This is a genomic window from Psychroserpens sp. AS72, assembly GCF_038900375.1.
Taxonomy (GTDB): domain Bacteria; phylum Bacteroidota; class Bacteroidia; order Flavobacteriales; family Flavobacteriaceae; genus Psychroserpens.
On the sequence record NZ_JBBMRC010000006.1, the window covers coordinates 180736 to 200377 of the forward strand.

Annotated in this window: 14 protein-coding genes; 3 read left to right on the forward strand and 11 right to left on the reverse strand. The window is 31.2% G+C overall.

Annotated elements, in window-relative coordinates; all coding sequences use genetic code 11:
* Window positions 1-124 precede the first annotated feature (124 nt).
* The 6 genes from WNY78_RS12905 to WNY78_RS12930 all read right to left on the reverse strand — a co-directional run bounded on the left by WNY78_RS12905 (window position 125) and on the right by WNY78_RS12930 (window position 8957).
* Window positions 125-2611: a zinc-dependent metalloprotease gene (locus tag WNY78_RS12905; protein WP_342873621.1), complete on the reverse strand. Its 2487-nt coding sequence runs from the start codon at window positions 2609-2611 to the stop codon at window positions 125-127.
* Between the two features lie 152 nt (window positions 2612-2763).
* Window positions 2764-4299 (reverse strand): fibronectin type III domain-containing protein, encoded by a 1536-nt coding sequence (locus WNY78_RS12910; protein WP_342873622.1) that lies wholly within the window; start codon window positions 4297-4299, stop codon window positions 2764-2766.
* Between the two features lie 243 nt (window positions 4300-4542).
* The gene (lysS, locus tag WNY78_RS12915; protein WP_342873623.1) at window positions 4543-6234 is read right to left on the reverse strand and encodes a lysine--tRNA ligase; all 1692 of its coding nucleotides are present in this window, start codon (window positions 6232-6234) and stop codon (window positions 4543-4545) included.
* Window positions 6235-6426: 192 nt separating this feature from the next.
* On the reverse strand, window positions 6427-7317 hold the full coding sequence (locus tag WNY78_RS12920; protein ID WP_342873624.1) for a thioredoxin family protein: 891 nt from the start codon (window positions 7315-7317) through the stop codon (window positions 6427-6429).
* A gap of 66 nt (window positions 7318-7383) precedes the next feature.
* The gene (locus tag WNY78_RS12925; RefSeq protein WP_342873625.1) at window positions 7384-7791 is read right to left on the reverse strand and encodes a DUF1573 domain-containing protein; all 408 of its coding nucleotides are present in this window, start codon (window positions 7789-7791) and stop codon (window positions 7384-7386) included.
* A gap of 110 nt (window positions 7792-7901) precedes the next feature.
* Window positions 7902-8957, reverse strand: coding sequence for a helix-turn-helix transcriptional regulator (locus tag WNY78_RS12930; protein ID WP_342873626.1), 1056 nt, complete (start codon window positions 8955-8957; stop codon window positions 7902-7904).
* A 113-nt stretch (window positions 8958-9070) separates the two neighbouring features.
* Between WNY78_RS12930 and WNY78_RS12935 the strand changes: the two genes are divergently transcribed.
* The 3 genes from WNY78_RS12935 to lipB all read left to right on the forward strand — a co-directional run bounded on the left by WNY78_RS12935 (window position 9071) and on the right by lipB (window position 10914).
* Complete coding sequence (locus WNY78_RS12935; RefSeq protein ID WP_321247065.1) at window positions 9071-9229, forward strand: YqaE/Pmp3 family membrane protein; 159 nt, start codon at window positions 9071-9073, stop codon at window positions 9227-9229.
* Between the two features lie 40 nt (window positions 9230-9269).
* The gene (locus WNY78_RS12940; RefSeq protein WP_342873627.1) at window positions 9270-10040 is read left to right on the forward strand and encodes a hypothetical protein; all 771 of its coding nucleotides are present in this window, start codon (window positions 9270-9272) and stop codon (window positions 10038-10040) included.
* A 175-nt stretch (window positions 10041-10215) separates the two neighbouring features.
* Window positions 10216-10914, forward strand: a complete 699-nt coding sequence (gene lipB, locus WNY78_RS12945; RefSeq protein ID WP_342873628.1) for a lipoyl(octanoyl) transferase LipB — start codon at window positions 10216-10218, stop codon at window positions 10912-10914.
* Between the two features lie 9 nt (window positions 10915-10923).
* Here the strand turns inward: lipB and WNY78_RS12950 are convergent, their stop codons facing one another.
* From WNY78_RS12950 to WNY78_RS12970, 5 genes are all read right to left on the reverse strand, one after another.
* On the reverse strand, window positions 10924-12726 hold the full coding sequence (locus WNY78_RS12950; protein WP_342873629.1) for a T9SS type A sorting domain-containing protein: 1803 nt from the start codon (window positions 12724-12726) through the stop codon (window positions 10924-10926).
* A gap of 178 nt (window positions 12727-12904) precedes the next feature.
* Window positions 12905-14140 carry an outer membrane beta-barrel protein gene (locus WNY78_RS12955; RefSeq protein WP_342873630.1) on the reverse strand — a complete coding sequence of 412 codons (1236 nt, stop codon included), beginning with the start codon at window positions 14138-14140 and terminating at the stop codon, window positions 12905-12907.
* 42 nt (window positions 14141-14182) lie between these two features.
* Complete coding sequence (locus tag WNY78_RS12960) at window positions 14183-15232, reverse strand: nucleoid-associated protein (protein ID WP_342873641.1); 1050 nt, start codon at window positions 15230-15232, stop codon at window positions 14183-14185.
* 273 nt (window positions 15233-15505) lie between these two features.
* Window positions 15506-17074, reverse strand: a complete 1569-nt coding sequence (locus WNY78_RS12965) for an OmpA family protein (protein ID WP_342873631.1) — start codon at window positions 17072-17074, stop codon at window positions 15506-15508.
* A gap of 121 nt (window positions 17075-17195) precedes the next feature.
* Window positions 17196-19628, reverse strand: coding sequence for a ribonuclease HII (locus WNY78_RS12970; RefSeq protein WP_342873632.1), 2433 nt, complete (start codon window positions 19626-19628; stop codon window positions 17196-17198).
* Window positions 19629-19642: the final 14 nt, after the last annotated feature.

Here is a 19642-nt window from a genome sequence, read left to right on the forward strand (position 1 = left end):
TATAGGCTTATTAAACTATTCTTTAAAGATATAAACTAAAAAAAGAAAAAGCTCCAGATTTCTCTGAAGCTTTTCTAATATCTAATCTCGTTTAAACATCTAAGATGTCTAAAACGTTAGTCTATTATCCATTTGGATTTAATATCGCATCAATACGTTCAAGAGCATCTGCAATATGCATTCTGCTTAACGTATCTGCGCCACGTGCTGATCTTAATTGGCTACGTAACGATTTTAGTTCTGCTCTAACAACAGCTCTAATATCAGATTGGCTAGTAGTAACAGCAGTCATTTTAACATAAGGACTACGTGATCTACCACTTTGATTTTCCGCAGTCATCATTTCAGCTAATCTATCAATATGAGCACGTTGTAAATTACGTCTATAGGTGTCAATTTTTTTACCTGTACGTAATTCACTCCAAATACCACTACGAAGATCACTCATCATATCTGGTAATGAATAAGCTTTGCTATCGTAGGTGTTTGCTTCTGTTAAACGTTGCATTTTACCTAAGCTAATAATATTTTTTAATGTACGCTCTTGCAATCCACGAACTCTTTCTATAGAACCCGAAAATTCAATACGATCAAAGATGTCTTTATTAATTAACCAATCTGGTGTTGTAAATAAATTATCTTGGATAAATTGCATCGCTTCTTTTTGAATCTCTTTTGGTACAGCTGTATACACTGCTCCTTCTTGACCTGCAGTTTTGTAATGCTCGTAAACTCCTCCAATATTATTAGAAACGTGTCCCATATAACGATTAAATTGAGATACCACATGACCATACATTTCTTGTAAATCGTCATAATCTTCTCCAGTTTCTGTAGTCCATTCAATTAAGTTTGGTACAATACGCTTTAGGTTTTTAATTCCGTAGCTACTTGCTAACATTGCATCGTCACCTAAATCTTCAGTTTGAGAACTTGGGTCTACAACATCACCAGCTTGTTGGTGTCCAAATCTGTACATTGGATCTCCAGCATGTTCCATTATCCAACTGTTAAGGATTGGTTTTTCTTCTTCAGCAGTTTTTCCGAAGATAGGTCTGTAACCCCAAGAAATCGCATACTTATCATACGTACCAATATCTGGCATTAGAGCCACACCTTCATCTCCTGGTTGAGCAACGTAGTTAAAACGTGCGTAATCCATAATTGAAGGTGCAGTACCATATTTTTGAGTAAATGCTGCATCACGTAATTTTTCTACAGGATAAGCAACACTAGATCCCATATTATGAGGTAATCCTAAAGTGTGTCCAACTTCATGAGATGATACAAAACGAATTAAACGTCCCATAACTTCATCTTTAAATTGCGGACTCTGAGCATCTGGATTGATTGCAGCAGTTTGCACAAAGAACCAACCACGTAATAAAGACATGACGTTGTGGTACCAATTGATATCACTCTCTAAAATTTCTCCAGTTCTAGGATCACTTACGTGAGGTCCATTTGCATTTGGGATTGGAGACGCTAAGTAACGCACAACTGAGTAACGTGCATCTTCTGGACTCCATTCTGGATCTTCTTCAACTGTTGGTGGATCTTTAGCAATAATGGCTTCCTTAAATCCTGCAGCTTCAAAAGCTACTTGCCAATCTTCAATACCTTGTTTGATATATTTTCTCCACTTTACAGGAGTTGCTCTATCAATATAATACACAATTTGTTTCTTAGGAACTACTAACTCACCACGATTAAATGCAGCTCTGTCTTCATCTCTAACTTCTAATCTCCAACGATCTAAAAACTCTAATTGCTTACTTTTTTGATCTTCTTGTCCGTAATCTGTTTGACTACTTGTAAACCAACCAACACGTTCATCAAAATAACGACGCTTCATAGGGTTGTCTGGTAATAAGATCATTGAGTTGTTAATTTCAATAGAAATACTTCCAGTACTTGAGTTAGAAGGTGGGCGTCCAGCAGCATACGTTTTTACGTGTCTTGCTTCAATATTTCTAGGGTAACTTTTTATGTTTTCAATAAAAGATTTGTCACTCTCTAAACGTGTTACTCTGTAAGGTGTTCTTCGGAAAGAAGGTAAACCCAAAGACTTCACATCTTTTTCAAATAAAGGTGTCGCATCAATTACAGTACTTGTAGAATCTTTGCTAAATGCTTTAATAGGAAATGTATATAAAACAGGTTCAAAATTAGAATTCACAACCGCTTCATTAACAGGTAGAGAGTCTGCAGCAACAACGTTATATGAAACAACGCGTACAATTACTTTTTTACCTTTACGTTCCCAACGTAATACTTGTTCGTTTTGTTTTCCACCACCAAAACCTAATCCGCTAGCAGTTTTAGAAATACGAGTCACCATTAACATTTCTCTATTAAAAAGAGAATCTGGAATTTCGTAGTAATATTTATCGTCTAATGAGTGAACTGTAAATAGTCCAGCATCACTTTTTGCATCTTTTGTGATGACTTTGTTATAAGGTTTTGGGTCATCTTTACCAGGCTTCTTTGCTGGAGGTTTAGCAGCAGCAGTAGCTGCATCTTTTTTACTTGCTTTTTTTGCTGTAGAACATGACAAAGCAACAAAACATACGGAAACTACAAGGAGTAGTTTGATAGAAAAGTGTTTCAAAGTGGTTGATTTTTTTAAATTAGTCTTCTAAAATATGAAAACCCTTTTTGGTAAGAAAAGGATAGGCAGTTTTTAACTTAATATTTAGAAAAGTTAGAGCATTAAAAAAGCCACGATTTCGTGGCTTTTTTAACTATATAAAATGATGTTGTCTAATCTAATGAGTCTATATATTCAATAAGTAAGTCTACACCTTCTTCATGAATAATTGTTGTACCAATTAATGGCATACCATATTGAGGTATTGTATTTTGTATTCTCGCTAGTATACTGCTACTACTTTCAGATATTGAAGATTCAATAAATGCTGTTTCATAACTTAATCTCAAATTTGATTGCTCCTCACAAAAACCACCTTGAGTATGACAATGTGCACAATTGATATCCATGTAAGCTCTTGCTCGTCTATCTAAAGATACCGTAGTATCATCCCATCTAGGTAAAAGACTTACACTTGTAGGATCTGTAAGGCCATCAAGCATATCATTATCAATTAATTGTTGTATTTGATTTGAACCATTAAAGTCAAAATTAATAGTTCGCATTTTAGGACCTATTGGTACTGTTTCTCCACCATTTTGGTGACACGTAAAGCAATCTGTACTTGATGGAATTTCATAATTAATACTATTAGATTCGCTATTAGCATCAATCCAACTTACAGGAACAATACTACCATTTGAGTCTAAAGAAGCTTCCGTTTGAGTGTCATTCCATTTGTAATTTCCAGACTCCCAAGATCCATCAATCTTAATAAGAACTCTTGTTTCTATGATGTGTTTTCCTTGAGATAAATCGGTTTCGTTATTGTTATAGTAAAATGTTTTAGCTATGATTGAATTGTTAGGAAAAATAGGTAAACCTTCTCCATCATACGTTAGTTTTTCACCTGTAGGTAAAACAAAAAATCGTTGTTTTGAAGCGTAATCGGTATACAATGTTGAATGTAAATCATATTCAAAACCATAAGGCGTAATCTCAATGTTTTCTAAATCACCAACATATAAGTTTAACTCTGAAAGTGTTGGTCTAAATTCTGGTATTACAGGAATTGCTAATGTTGTAAATGTTATCACTTGAGAGTTTGAACTCATGTTACTTTCAGAACAAACAGCTTTAACATACAAGTCGTAATCTGTGTTTGGTAATAGACCTGTTAATTCTAAAGATGTATTGTTTGAAGTGATTGTTGCTCCAGAACCTATCCCAAATCCAGATGCGCCATATTCTAATTTATAATTGTTACCTGTGTTAGTGTTGTCTTCCCAAGTAATAAGAGCAGAAGTATCTGTAATCATACTTAAATTAACATTAGTAACAGCTACACATGGTGTCACAGATGTTGTAAAACTGTAAACATCTGTTAGCATACTTACATTGTTTTCAGAACAAATAGTTTGAACGTACACATCATACGTTGTATTGCCTAATAATCCTGAAATAGAAACTGATGTATCTGTAACTGAAATTGAAGTTCCTCCACCTAGAGGGAAACCAGTAATGCCATATTCTACAATATAAGATCCAACGTTACTAGCGTCGTTCCATGATATATTCGCCGAATTGTCTGTTACAGTATTTGAAGACACATTAGCAACTTCATTACAAGCAGCAATCGTGTCATCATCATTATTACAGGCAATTAATAAACCTGCAACAAAAAGGAGTAAGCTAATTTTTTTTAACATTTGGGTTATTTTTTTCTGATTAATAGCTGAGCGAAAGTAATAAAAAAGTTTTTTAATTGACCTATTAAATCGTTATTAGGTAGGATTTTAACCATAAAATTAGTGCATTACTTTGAAATTGGTTCATTTTTTATTCTTCGGAAAGTTGATCACAAAAAAAGCATATCCTTTTAAAGATATGCTTTGTACTATTTTTTGATTAAAGAATATGCTATTATTAAAATTTCCGATGAAAAGTTTATTTTAAACCATTTCCACAAATAATCCATCATCATTTTTAACAACTTTAGCAACACCTTTTGCTGTTAATCCTTTTATAGATTTGTCCCATTTTTTATTGCTTAAACCAGATTGTGCTTTAAGATTATTAAGGTCTATTGGCGAATTTGATTTAAGAATAACAAAAATTGATTTTTCTTCTTCATTCATTTCAATTGTCTTCTTTTCTGGACGCATTTGAGGAAAGAATAAAACTTCTTGTATAGATTGATTATTGGTTAAAAACATGATTAATCGATCCATTCCAATTCCCATTCCAGATGTTGGAGGCATTCCATACTCTAGTGCACGTAAGAAATCATAATCTATAAATTCTGTAGCCTCATCATCACCTTTTGCAGCAAGTTTCAGTTGGTGCTCAAATCGTTCTCGTTGATCTATTGGGTCATTTAACTCACTATATGCATTGGCGATCTCTTTTCCGCAGACCATCAATTCAAAACGCTCTGTCAATTCTGGATTATCGCGATGTTCTTTACATAAAGGGCTCATTTCCTTTGGGTAATCTGTAATAAAGGTTGGTTGAATGTAATTACCTTCACACTTTTCACCAAAAATCTCGTCTATCAATTTTCCTTTACCCATCGTTTCGTCAACCTCAATATGCATGTCTTTTGCAGCTTGACGTATTTCAGCTTCAGATTTACCAGTAATATCAAAACCAGTAAAGTGTTTTATAGAATCTGCCATCGTAACACGAGCGTAAGGTGCTTTGAAGTTAATTTTGTGTTTTCCAAAAGTAGCTTCGGTAGTACCATTTACAGCAATTGCACAGTGTTCTAAAAGGCGTTCGCAAAAATCCATCATCCAATTGTAATCTTTGTAAGATACATAGATTTCCATAGCTGTAAACTCAGGATTGTGAGTTCTATCCATACCTTCATTTCTGAAGTTTTTAGAAAACTCATAAACACCATCAAAACCACCAACAATTAATCGTTTTAAATACAACTCATTGGCAATTCTCATATACAACGGAATATCTAAACTGTTGTGATGTGTTGTAAATGGTCTTGCAGCTGCACCTCCAGGAATTGGTTGAAGGATTGGTGTTTCTACCTCAAAATATCCAGCATCATTAAAAAATGAACGCATAGAATTAAATAGTTTTGTACGCTTTACAAATACTTCTTTCACATGCGGATTAACTACTAAATCTGCATAGCGTTGTCTATAACGTTGCTCAGCATCTGTGAAAGCATCATGTACTTTTCCTTCCGCATCAACACGTGGTTGAGGTAATGGTTTAAGCGCTTTACTTAAAAGCGTAAAGTCTTTAACCATGACTGTCTTTTCACCAACTTTGGTTGTGAACAATTCACCTTCAATCCCAATAAAATCTCCAATATCTAATAGCTTTTTATAAACATCGTTGTATTTGCTTTTATCATCTCCAGTACAAATTTCGTCTCTATTAAAATACACTTGTATTCTTCCAGCACTATCTTGTAGCTCTGCAAAACTCGCATTTCCTTGAATACGACGAGACATTAATCGTCCAGCAATAATAACCTTTTTACCATCTTCAAAGTTGTTTTTAATCTGTTTTGAAGTATGATCTACAGGAAATAAATCTGCAGGATAAGGGTTGATGCCTAAGGCTCTTAATTTGGCGAGTTTCTCGCGTCTTACTAATTCTTGTTCTGAAAGCTGCATGCTAAATATATTTTTGATAACTTATCTTCACGATAAGCAGGTGCAAAATTACATTATTTACAAGAATTAACGTAGAACTCATCTTGACTTTTTCTATTTCCTAAAAAATGACTAAAATTAGCTCATATTTTATGTGTAATTTTATACATATTAGGTTTTATATACCTAATAGTCTCAACATATTCTATTGATTTAATTCGTTTTTACAACCTCAAGATTTTGTACAAGATCTTTGTTTTCTGGAAATAATTTGATTGCTTTTTCTAGAATAGCAATGGCTTTATCTCGTTCTCCACCAATTCCCAAAGTATTTGCTAGACTCATAAAAGTTCTTGGTTGATCTGGAAATAATTTGGTGTTTAAATCAAATACGGTAATTGCTTCATCTTTACGATTAGTTGAATATAGAATACGACCATAAGTGTTTAATTCAAACATGCTAGTAGCGATGTCTTTGTATGTTTTTATAAGATTGTCGCTTTGTCTTTTTAATCCATTTAAACCATCATTTTTTAAGATCTCGTTGACTTTAGCTACAATTTGATAATTTGATTTGTAATCATTTGTTGTGACGATATTGAGCATGTCTTTTTCAAAACTTTCTACAGGATGCTCAACAATACGGTTAATTTCTTTGCCATTTTTAATAAAAATGAAAGTAGGCACACGATGAATATTTAATCCTGCTTCTCTATGATCAGGACTTTGTTTGTACATATTAGACTTTCCGCTTAACGCAATAACCGTTAATTGATCTTCAGGAAATTCACAAGCCTCCAAAATTTTATAAAACTTAGGGACTTCTTGTTTACTATCACCACACCAAGTTCCCATAAATAGTAAAATCTGGTACTCTTGTAATTTTGATGTTAATGTTGATATCGTATCATCATCAGGTTCATAATCTTCATAATTTTTTGAAAACCAAGTTGTATAATTCTCGCTTTCTAAACCGTTTTTGTTGATTTCTCCCAGTAAATATGGTGTGTCTCCATCTTTTATGATTTCTTGATTTAGGTTTTGTGCCTTTGATTGAAAGGTAAATATTAGAGCAAATATGATGGTTGTAATGTTCGTTTTCATGATGATTTTAAAATTATAAAGCCTAGCACAAATTAATAGTTTATGCTAGGCTTTGGTAGATTTAGATTATTTAGCAGCAATAATGTTTCCTTTAATTTTTAGGATTTTGTTACCACCTTCAGCATTTGAAGTTACCGTTACAGTTTTAGTGAAATTACCAAGTCTTTTAGTATCGTATTTAATGTTTAATTCACCAGATTCTCCTGGAAGTATTGGAGCTTTAGAATACGTTGGTACTGTGCAGCCACAACTTGCTTTTACATTTGTAATCAATAATGGTGCATCGCCAGTATTGGTGAACGTAAATACTCTAGTTCCATCAGAGTTTTGTGTGATTGTACCGTAATCAACGACTTCAGTTTTAAATTTGATTGTAGCGACTTTTATGTCGAAATTTTCAAATTTAGCAGGTGCTGCACTAAAAAAACTAAGTGTTAACACTAATAAGATTGCAATGTTTAATGTACGTTTCATAAAATAAATTTTTAAATGATTAATATGAAAGCAAACATCAAGATTATTGAAGTGAAATTTGTAAAAATAAGGGTGGAAATGAGGACTAGTACCTAGGTTGAATTTTTTAATTACTTGGAAAACAGGGACTTTAATTCGTCTCTAGAATTTACGTTTAGTTTTTTATAAACGTTATTTACATGAGTTTTTACTGTACTCACGCTTACAAAAAGTGCTTCTGCGATGTCTTTATTGGTATTATCACCTAATAATAAGTCTAAAACATTTTGTTCTTGTTTGGTGAGTTGCTCTTTTGCTTCATCTTGTTTTTTTGATTTCTTTCTTTTAGCCGAAATGAGAAACCACAAGTTTAATAGCGATGAAATGATAAGTAATCCAAGCCATAAATAGTTCCATTTAAAACCTGATTCTTTTTCCGAAGGAAACACGATAAATTTATCTGAAGTTAATTCTGCCTCATATTGTTTTGAGTAGCTCGAATTTGGATATGAGCTTTTTAAACGTTCTAACAACTCATCATAATAGGTATTTGTTTTTAAATCTTCTAAGTAATAACTATGAAATTGATTACCACGATCAGACAAGAATGCGTAGATATATAATTCTGCAAGCGGTTCATTCATGTCTTTACCATAATCCTGTAAAGTTTTAAACCATTTTTTATTGTTTAATTCTCGGTTTGCTTTGCTTCTAAATTCAGAATAGGCAAATTTCATTTCCTCTTTAAGAGAATCAATCTGAATAAAAGCACTTGTTTTTGGATTGTTAGATTCTATATCACAAAACATTTGAGCATCAAAAGACAATGGGAATGTTATGGAGTCTGTACGTTTGGCAATGAATAAAATATCCTTGTAATCTGTACAATGTCCATCAAAATGATTTCCACCTTGATTAAAAGAAGAGCAATTATCAACATGCAATTTGTAAATTTTTTGCTGAACATCCAGTTGGTTTTGGTCAAATTTAAAGAAACCACTATCGTCACTTTCTACTTTAGTAATAATCTGTTCATCGTTGATACCATCTAAGGTTCGGTAGTCTTCAATAACCGAAAGATAAATCTCGCTTTGCCAACGTTCTTTATCGATGTGACCTTGAAAATGGTGTTGTGCAACTGCTACATTTCCGAAGAAAAAAAGAATTATGTATACTAAATATCTCACAGCACTAAACTACTATATTTTATTGAAATGTAACAAATAAACTAAAATGACGTCCTATAATTACATCAATCAAATCTAGTCGAGCGTGTTTCGACATCATTAAAATTAATCATATGAGTTTTTGGAGAGTCATTCTCGCTATTGTTTTCCCACCTTTATCTGTTATAGGAAAAGGGTGTGGTTCTATCCTAATTGTCTTTATTCTTTGGATTTTTGGATGGGTTCCTGGTGTTATTGCAGCACTAGTAATTCTTAATAATCCTGAAAGATAAAACCGTATCTTTGTAGTATTAAACCATTAAATTTTTTAAAATGAATAAGTTTTTTACACTCATTGCTTGCGCTTTAATATTGACTCTAACGAGTTGCCAATTTTCTGAAAACATCTACATTAATGAAGATGGAAGTGGTACTATGGAATTTTCTATGGATGCCTCAGAAATGATGGAAATGGTTGCTCAAATGGGAGATGGAGAGCCTTCAAAAGGAATGGATAAAGCGATGGATTCTACTGTGGTTTTTAAAGATTTTATTAAAGAAAACAGAGATAGTATTGCTACATTATCGCCAGAAGAGCAACAAAAAATAATGGCTTTAGAGGATTTTAAAATGCATATGGTAATGAATCCTGAGGACAAAAAAATGGTCTTTGATTTATCTACAGAGTTCAAAGATGCTAATGAGCTTCAAGATATGTTTAAGGCTATGAATAGTTTTAGCAATTTGCAAGGTAAAGGTGGTGCTGAACAAAACACACCTTCAAGTCCTTTTTCTGGTATTGGAGAAGGTGGATCTACAGATGTTCAATATTCTTTTGATGGTACTGTGTTTAAACGATCGTCTAAAATTATAAATAAAGAATTGCATCAGCAATCAATAGACAGTTTAGGGCAATCTGCTATGATGCTTGGGTCTTCTAAATACAAGATTAATTATCATTTCCCTAGAGCTGTTAAATCTTTCTCTAAAGAAGGTGCAATATATAGCGAAGATAGAAAAACAGTTACTTTTGAAGTTGGGTTTATAGACATGCTTAAAGATCCAGATTTACTAGATTTTGAAGTTGTTTTAGAGGATAAATAATGAAATTAGTTGTGTGAATTCATCTTCACTTTTTCTTTTACCTGCAAAATTTCGATTTTGCACTTTAATTTCGCTCTTTTTTATTAACGTAGCTATGCTATGTTTAGGAAAAACACCTTCATTATAGCACAAATACTAAGCTTTTCGGTTTAAAACAAAAAGTCAAGATAATTCAATGAATAAAGTTATAAAACTCCAAGATTTAGGCACTAAAGATTTTAAAGACACTTGGGATTACCAAGAGGATATCTTTAAGGGTATTTTAGATACAAAAATTAAGAATAGACGTGAAGATGCTGGATTAGAAACAGATAACTATTTTTTGTTTGTAGAGCATCCTCACGTTTATACCTTGGGTAAAAGTGGTGATATGTCTAATTTATTGCTTTCTGAAGAGCAATTAACTCAAAAAGGAGCAACGTTCTATAAAATTAATAGAGGAGGAGATATTACGTATCATGGACCAGGACAAATTGTAGGTTATCCCATATTGGATTTAGATAACTTCTTTACAGATATTCATAAATACCTCAGGTTTCTTGAAGAAATGATTATTCTCACTTTGGAAGAATACGGGTTAAAAGCAGAACGCAGTCCAGGTGAAACAGGTGTTTGGTTAGATGTTGGGACGCCTTTTGCTAGAAAAATTTGTGCTTTGGGAGTACGAGCAAGTCGATGGGTAACAATGCATGGTTTTGCGCTTAATGTCAATGCAGACTTAGGTTATTTTGATAATATTATCCCTTGTGGAATTCGTGGCAAAGCAGTGACTTCTCTAAATGTTGAGCTTGGTGTTAAAAAAGTAGATGAAGCTGAAGTAAAAGAAAAACTCCTAAAGCATTTTAAGGTGCTTTTTGAAGCTGAGTTTGTTTAGCGTATTTTATTACTCTTTTATAAATTTGACACCTTCGTAGTTGGCTAATTTCAGTATATAAATGCCATTGCTTAAAGTATTTATGTCAATCGTTTTGCTATTGATAGTTATCATCCCTTTTTTTACTTCTTGCCCTAGGTTATTATAGATAACATATGCACTATTGTTAATTAGATTTCTAATGGTAATACTTTCTTCGGAAGGATTTGGAAATAGGATTAGATTATCATTTGAATTATAATGTTCAACCGAAAGTGAAGATTGAAAATCAAACATACTTAGTTTTGTAGTTTCTAAGAGGTATAAAACATTGTCTTTAAAATTCATGCCTTGCACTTCAGATGCTTCATAGATTACAGTTTCAATTGTTGGCGAAGTTGAATCAAGGTCTAATTTAAAAATTTTTGACTCTACAGTATCAGCAAAATAAAGATCATTGTCTTTTATAGTTACTGCAAATGGTGAGTTGATTCCAATTGCAACATCAATTGCTACAGGTGTTGCTTCAGTAAGATTTATTTTTGAGATTTTGTCACCAATAAATTCAGCAATAAATAATTCGTCATCTTTTATAGCTAGTTGCGATGGTCCACTCAAGCCAGTTATAACTAACGAGGTCGTATTTGTAAGTAAGTCAATTTTACGAATTCTGCCATTACTAAAATCACTAAAATAGAGATCGTTGTTATGGATTGCAACGCCATATGGTTGGCTTAAGTTTGTTAATAAAACTGGTGTGATTGGTAAAGAAGTTTCTGTTAAATCTGCTTTTAAAATACCGTGAAATTCAGAAGCAAAATAAAGTTGATCATCTTTAATAACCATCTGACGTACATTTTCGTCTTGTATAAGATCAATGGTAGATGTGACTCCATCTGTAATTGTAAGTTTTGAGATACGAGATTGACCAAATTCTGATAGATAAAAATGATCGTCATATGAAACTATTCCTTGCGGATAATTAAATAATTGAACATCTGTTGGTGTAGGCCTTAAATTTGTTAAATCAGTTTTGTAAATAGCACCTAAAAGACTATTACAATTGTAAAGCTCATCACCAAATACGACAAGGTCATTTGCAAAGGTTTCAGGGCCAGATACAATGTCTCGAGAACTAATTGGATTTGTACTAAGGTCTAATTTTATAATATTATCATAAATAGATGCTCCAATGGAAAGTGTAACATAAAGATCGTCTCCATTTGAAGCTAATGCCGTTTGTGTAAAGCTAATTTGGTCTGCATTTGTAAGCGTTTCATATGTAGACTCTTCCTCATTGATTTTTATAAGTTCTATATCTGACACCGCATAAAGTTCGTTATTAAGAAAGCCAATTCTAAAAGGTGCAGTAACTGCTATAACTGTAGTTACTGCAGGTGTACTTTGAGTCATATCTATTTTAGAAATTCTATTTCCGTCAACCTCTGAGATGTATAGCATATTGTCTTTAATCTCAATATCTGTGGGTCTTGTAACATCTGTAGTAAATGTTGTTAATGTTGGATTAGGTAAAGAAATATCAATTTTAGTGATTTTGTTACTATTAGTTTCAGCAATGTATAAATCGGTACCATAAATTGCCATAGCTGTTGGATCTGATAAACCACTAACAATAGTAGTTGGAGTAGGGTTTTCTTGTGTAAGATCTATTTTAATTATGGTGTCATCATTTCTATCAGAAATATACATGAAGTTTCCGTCTACAACCATTCCTGAAGGATTTGTAAGTCCAGAAATGACTTCAGTTACTTGTGCGTTTACAGTTCGTAGAATGCATAAAAAAGATATAACGAATGTGTATTTTTTTAACATAAGATTTTTTTAAAAATGGATTACCATAAATATAGATATAAAAACCAAATGCTAAATATACATAGTTTGAGATTCTTGGTTTTCTCATTAAATATACCTTGCAAAATGAGATTACCTTTCACCAACAAATTAGTTATGGTTTAAAACGAAATAGAAAATGTCTCTATTTAATCAATTTTTAAAATATAGTATAGCCAAAAATTAGAGATACACTCTTATATTTTCCACTTGTTGTAACGTACTTGTCTAATAGCTCCCTTTCTACAGATAGTCTAGCTTCAAAGCTAAATTTATTTTTATAGCTGTAACCTAATCCAAATGCTAGATTAAGAACATTATCTATGTCATAAACATTATTACTGAAATCAATTTTAGAATTAAATGGAATATTAAAAACTGCTGAACCATTAATAAATATGCGAGAATTAGTATTAAGGTAGCTGTAATGCCTAATTCCTAATGGAAAATTAATATAAGAATAATCTACATTAGCTGTTTCTGGACGTACGATAATTGAATTTGGAGTGCTATTATATGTTTTCTCAGTCTTATAATACTCATAAGTAGGTTCTAAAATTAAGGACCATTTACCATTATTAAATGGGAAAATATATTCAAGTTCTACTCCAAATCTGATTGATGTTTCTTTATCAAAACTTAAATCATTAATAATACTAGAATTTCCACCTGGAGTGTCGATACTTGCCTCAGAAAAGCTTATTCCTGGTCGTATAGCTATATTAAAAACATTTTCACGCTTTTTGTTAATAAATGTATACGTTAAATCGTTCATACAAGTATTGTAATTGACAATAAAATCTTTAATATCAGACTCAGTGTAATGAAGATTTTTTATTAAATTCATATCTATTGAGTTGCATTTTAAATTATTCCATAACTCACTTTTATATTCTTGGTTTTTAGCGATTTGATTGTTTTTATTAATGTATTCTTTGTATTTTAAAATCTTAATATCGTTATCTTCTAATTTATAATAATAGCTTTTGGAGTTTGCGTCTTTATACATGTATAAGTTAGATTTACCTTCAACTAATATTTTTAAAAAAACTTGTTGTGTTTTTAATTCTAACTTATCATTATAATCTAATTTATTAACAGTAGTAGTATTTACTTCTATTTCTACATTAGCTCTAATATAGATACACTGATTATATATTTCAAATTTGCTAACTTGTTCTATTGATGCTGCCTCTGTTGAGCTATTTTCGTTGATTTTATATGAGAATTCTGTTGGAGTATTTTTCCAATCAATATTTTTAATCAAACATTCTGTTCTTGATCCGTTATTACTTATGAAATACCCTTTTTCATATTGTATTTGAGCAGTTGCAAATAATGAGAAAAAGAGAATTAATGTAATAGATGAGATTATTGTTTTAAGGGCTTTTAGCATGGTTGTATTAGTTTTTTATAATTTATTATTATAATTCAGTTTTTACGCTTCTTCGTTAAAAAACACTTTATAAAAGTGCATTTTCTTCTCGTCATCATAACCGCGTTCTAGATATTCTGCAGACGCATCAGGTGCATCAACATCAAGCTTAATTTGGATGTTAGTATCGAGTTTAATTTCGGTTTTAATCTTTTGTTTTTGTTTTTTTAAAACCACTTCAGAAACATCAAATTGGTTTCTGAGAACTATATTATGATCACTTTCATATGTTTTTTTGTAATCCTCAAAAAGCTGAATTGTATCTTCCTCATCAAAAACTTCTTCCTTAAATGTTTCTACGTTTACGATTTCATTTTCTTTAAAAAAATCGACAGTTTTGGCTAAGAAGTTGCTTTGTTGTTGTCCGCCAAATTGAGGTTGCATAATCTCTTTTGAGAATTCTCGGCACATTTCGATATAATTCTTAGTATGCTGATTAGAATCGTCAGGATATTTAATATTTAAGAAGCTTTTGATCCAATATTGTGCATCATAATTATTGTTGTCTACGCTTAGTACAATTTTACCTTCAGTATCTGCTGCATTAAGAATTAAAACGCCTTTATCTACTTTTTTAGTAGCGATTCCTTTTTGTGTAATGATATCATAACTCCCATTTTCTAAATAGGTTTGAAAAAAATGAGACTTGTTTTCGATTTTAAAAATTCCAATGGCATCTGTTTGGTAATCCTCATATTGTATATCATGAAACATACAAACAATAACATCTCCCGTTTTTATTTGTGACGAATTTGATTGCTCAAATAAATGTGTCACAATATGTTTTGAAATATCAACAAAATCAGTATCATCTTGCAATAATTGAGATGCATAACTATTAATTTCATTTAAATCTACATTTGAGTGATGATTAAATCTATAAGATTCTGCAAGACTTGTAAAAGGTCTTAATAAATAAGGCAACATTAAGTCGTAGCTGATCTCTTCAAAATCAATAGGTTGTTCAGAAAAAGCATTTTTAGTACTATTAAATTTGTTTCCTACTTTATGAAGTATGCATTTAGAAATCGAGGCTTTATTGCGTTTAATCATCATTAATATTTAGAGTCACAATACTACTAAAATTTAAAGTATAAAAACCTGAGTTCGTCATAATATTTGTTTTCAGTTTGAACAAATTTTTATTCAATTTGCAGTTATAATTTTGAAAAACTAACCAGTTAATTAGAAAAAATAAATCACTCTTTTCTTAGGGTTCTGAAAATTAAATCTTAGATAGAACTTAGGTTTGAAATGAAAAACGCCAAAGAAAATTCTTTGGCGCGTTCATTGAAAATGAGGCATCGATTTGGTTACTGTAAATGGCTATAGTTTTATGAATTCTACACGCCTATTTTGTGCTTTCCCTTCAGAAGATGTATTATCAGCTAGAGGTTCGTTTTCACCTTTGCCTTCGGAAATGAGCCTGCTTCCATCAATTTTATATACATCAATAAGGGCTTGTTTAACAGCTTCTGCACGCGATTTTGATAGTTTCAAATTTGTATCATCATTCCCATCTGAATCTGTATGACCAACGATTTTTAGTTGTAAAGAATTGTCTTGTTTTAAAACCTGATAAATTTGACGAATGATGCCATAAGACTGCAATTTTATGGTTGATGAACCAGAATCGAAGAGAATACCGTTAGTTGAAATCTTACCATCTGTCAATAGTTTTCTTCTTAAATCTTCACCACCTTCAGCAACTCTTAAGTTTTTAATAAAAATACGTTCTTTATCTGCTTTAAATCCGATAGTTCTAAATTTTAGATAGTTTAAAACATTTAGTTCTGTAATAAGTCTAGGTATATCTGTTAATTTTTTGTCGTTTACCCAAACTCTAAAACGTTGTTTATTTACACTTATAGCAACATGAGGATATTTTTTTAAAGCTTCTCTAATGTCTATAGGTATACTATTACTAATGCCGCCTCCACCATTGTTAAAGTAATTTCTAATATGTATGTTGTCTCCATGCTTTTGATGTACTGGCATATTAAATACGATATGATGTTTTTTACCAAATCCAAAGGATTCATCATCACTTATAATAAGTTCTAAACTTAATGTAGATGTTGATTTGTTTGTTACATTTTCTAAACGTAAATCAAATTCTATGGTATAATCTTCGGGTAAGTTCTTGATGTCTGGTATATATTTACTGCTACCTCCAGGTTTTAATTCAAACCATTTTTCTGGGTCATCGTTAAAAGTTACAACTTCTCCAGTTCCATTAGTATTCCATCTTGCTGGGAAATCTCCAACAAAATCGTTATTAAAATCATCAAAGAATAACACTTTATTTCCTGGAACAAAATCAAATTTATTATTTATAACGACTTTGTCAATTTCTTCATTTTCATTTGAAGCGTTTTCGTCAATAGGTTCTTCTTCGCTCTCATGAGATGAATCATCATTATTACTATCAACAACATCACTATCGTTATCGTTATCTAGATCTTCAGAATCATTATCTTTTTTGTTCCGTTCTCCCATAAGCAATTCTTTAGCAGTTTTAATACTATAAGTTAAAGCTTTTTTAGCCTTGTTAATTTGTAGAGTTGCCTTGCCTTGTTTGAGTATGCCGACACCATCTAAATCTGAAGCAATATCTACTGCACTGTCACTTAATGCAGTCATTTCGGTAAGTGCATCTTCTAAAACATCGATATCTTCATCATCTAAAGGTGTGCCTGATTGTGCATAACCATCATATTTGTAAACTTTTTCATAGAGATCAAATGATTCTCGTACAAATGTGTCTACACTCGAGATTCCAACTCTGCTTTTTGGACGTTTCAACTTTTTGGTTTGCGAGTAAGATTGCGGAATAAAAAATACAATAACTAAAAGTGTTAATACAAATTTAGAATATGATAGTTTGTAAAACATGAAGATTGTAAGATATTGATTAATAGCTGGTTTAAAGGTAAATAATCAAAATCAGTAATCAAAGAATGATTTGTAAATTATTTCTTATAAAGTGTGTATCATAAAGTTTTAGCTTTATTTTCTACCTAATTTCGTAAACAATAATCGCATTAGTATCACCTTTAGTAACCACTTCTAACGAATTGTCTTTGTCTATATTGCCGAGTTCTAATTGTGAATTAGCGTAAACTGGGAAGTTTGCTATTGGTTTAGCTTGGCTATCAAATAGAAATCCTTTTTTAGATTGTAAATCTGTAACAGTTACATATATTTTATCATTTATATAGAAGATTTTTGGAGGTGTATAATCTCCAAAATCTAACTCAATAATATTAGATTTTATCATCAGTTTATTGTCACTTAATGACACAAAAGTTTTGCTTGTGGTTGCTATTTTATGATTGCTATTTAAATTAAGGTTTTTATGACTCACTTTTCCTCTAGAATTTACCTGTATAAGTTCACCGTTTGAATTTGAAATAGTGAAGTTGTTATTGTGTAAATAGATGTCGTTTTTAGAGAAATCAATATCTTCTTTTATTTTAAATCTTGGGTTGCCTACACGATCTAAAACTTCCATTTTATTACCATGTGTAAATACAATAAAATCTTTTCTCCCTATTCTAAAATGCTTAGGTTGAGACGTAATAGTGTTTGCTGCATTTTTGTACTTAAAACCTTTTACTATATCTCCATTTTTATCATACATCAATACAGAATTTCCTTGCGTAATCATTAATCTGTAATTTTTCTTATTATCGTAATCAAATACCGATACAGCTTGGGTTATATCGTCATTAAACTTAAGCGGGAAGTTATTCACGTTTTTACCATTTCTATCTAAAACATAGAGGCGTTTTGAGGTATTGAAAACTAATTGTAATCTTCCATTTTTATAAGTGTCAATTTGTTCAATTTTACCTAAAATTTTTCCTTCTAGCTGTTTTTTCCAATAGACTTTCCCTTGATTTGAAATGAGATATAAATTGTTGTTTATGTCTTGTACAACGATATCTTTTTGGTTATTGGTGTGGTTAGTAACAAATTGTGGATTAGTTAGTAACTCGGCATCAATAGACATATTAAATTCTTCTGAAATTGTATGTCGATTTCCTTTGTTTTTATGAGTTAAAAAGACTGCTGTGATATGAGCGAAATTAGTATCATATGTGTATTGAATAGCATTAGATTTGTATTTTGAAATGTCTAGGTTTTTATCGTCAGTAAAATTAGTATTTAATATAACGTTTAATTCTGAATCATCACCATAAATCAATAGCGAGGACTCATCACTAAGGCTTTGTTTTAAATTCTTGTATGATTCTGTATTTGATAAAACTGAATCGCTTTGATAATTAGAGATAATAGATTTTAAAAAGTCTATATCATCAGAGAACATAAAAAAGTCATCGATTACTATAAAATACTTTGATTCATCTGAATTGAAAATGAATTTAAAATCTGTTAAAATGTCTGGCACTTTTTCCGAAGAAAAAATAGTAACATCTCTATAGGTGTCAAAACTCGACTTTGCAGCAAAATTATCGAGTGTAGTTGCTGGGTCAATAGATCTAATTATGATTGTATTTTGAGAATTAGTCTTTGCTTGGCTAACTTCTACTATGTTTTGAAAATCTAAATTTTCATTTTGTAGAGTATCAAGAAGTTGATGTCTTTGAAGATTAGTTCTTATTGTTTCAATACTATCAAAAGTTAAACTTGTGAAACTTGTAATATTGACAGGTAAAACAGATGCTACTTTATTTTCATGAGCAATTGTATTTTTAAAGATATTAATTAAACTCTTTGTTGAATCATTAGCTTTTGTAATCCCGTTAAATACAATCGAATTATTAGAAATATCACCATCTAGCAAGGTGTAGTTTGAAAATTTTAGGGTATTAAGTGTTGAGTCTTTAAATATCTTAGGAGAAAAAAATGAAGAATTGTGGTTTATTAATATCGAGACCATTTTATCGTCACTTGACGTGTTAAAAATAGTTTCTATCTCAGAATTAATTATGTTTTGTTTTTGTGAATTTTCAGTAATCTCTAAATTATTAGAAGCAAATAAGATGCTGTCTCTTATAGCGCAGTAAAATATTTTTTTGTTAAACAGTAATTTTTTGATTCCGTCCTTATTATTATATGCAGAATCTATTTTAACACCCTTAATAGAGTCTAGAGTAGTGCCTTCTTTTGAAAAAGGAATAATGTAGCTAATGTTTAAACTGTCCATGCTGTCTTTAGAGAGTGCAATTAAGCTATGGTTTTTATTTAAGTCATACAAAGGCACTAGTAAAGACTTGAAATCTTTAATTTTAGAGTAGTTTTCTAATGCATTTGCTAATGGATTGTTTTTTAACCCATATTCTAAACCTTCCGAAGAATTTATTTTAATTAAAATTTCAGTTTTATTTGGAACTAATGATAGTGTGCTAATTGATTTAGATTTAGAATTCTCGCAATTAAAAAGCAGCAAAAAGCTAATACAGATAAACCAGATTTTTTTCATTTAAAAGATTTTTA

Coding starts and splice junctions, on each gene's coding strand:
- WNY78_RS12955 (WP_342873630.1), bottom strand. CDS start 14,140: ATGCTAAAAGCCCTTAAAACAATAATCTCATCTATTACATTAATTCTC.
- WNY78_RS12965 (WP_342873631.1), bottom strand. CDS start 17,074: ATGTTTTACAAACTATCATATTCTAAATTTGTATTAACACTTTTAGTT.
- WNY78_RS12950 (WP_342873629.1), bottom strand. CDS start 12,726: ATGTTAAAAAAATACACATTCGTTATATCTTTTTTATGCATTCTACGA.
- lipB (WP_342873628.1), top strand. CDS start 10,216: ATGAATAAAGTTATAAAACTCCAAGATTTAGGCACTAAAGATTTTAAA.
- WNY78_RS12940 (WP_342873627.1), top strand. CDS start 9,270: ATGAATAAGTTTTTTACACTCATTGCTTGCGCTTTAATATTGACTCTA.
- WNY78_RS12970 (WP_342873632.1), bottom strand. CDS start 19,628: ATGAAAAAAATCTGGTTTATCTGTATTAGCTTTTTGCTGCTTTTTAAT.
- WNY78_RS12960 (WP_342873641.1), bottom strand. CDS start 15,232: ATGATTAAACGCAATAAAGCCTCGATTTCTAAATGCATACTTCATAAA.
- WNY78_RS12935 (WP_321247065.1), top strand. CDS start 9,071: ATGAGTTTTTGGAGAGTCATTCTCGCTATTGTTTTCCCACCTTTATCT.
- WNY78_RS12925 (WP_342873625.1), bottom strand. CDS start 7,791: ATGAAACGTACATTAAACATTGCAATCTTATTAGTGTTAACACTTAGT.
- lysS (WP_342873623.1), bottom strand. CDS start 6,234: ATGCAGCTTTCAGAACAAGAATTAGTAAGACGCGAGAAACTCGCCAAA.
- WNY78_RS12910 (WP_342873622.1), bottom strand. CDS start 4,299: ATGTTAAAAAAAATTAGCTTACTCCTTTTTGTTGCAGGTTTATTAATT.
- WNY78_RS12920 (WP_342873624.1), bottom strand. CDS start 7,317: ATGAAAACGAACATTACAACCATCATATTTGCTCTAATATTTACCTTT.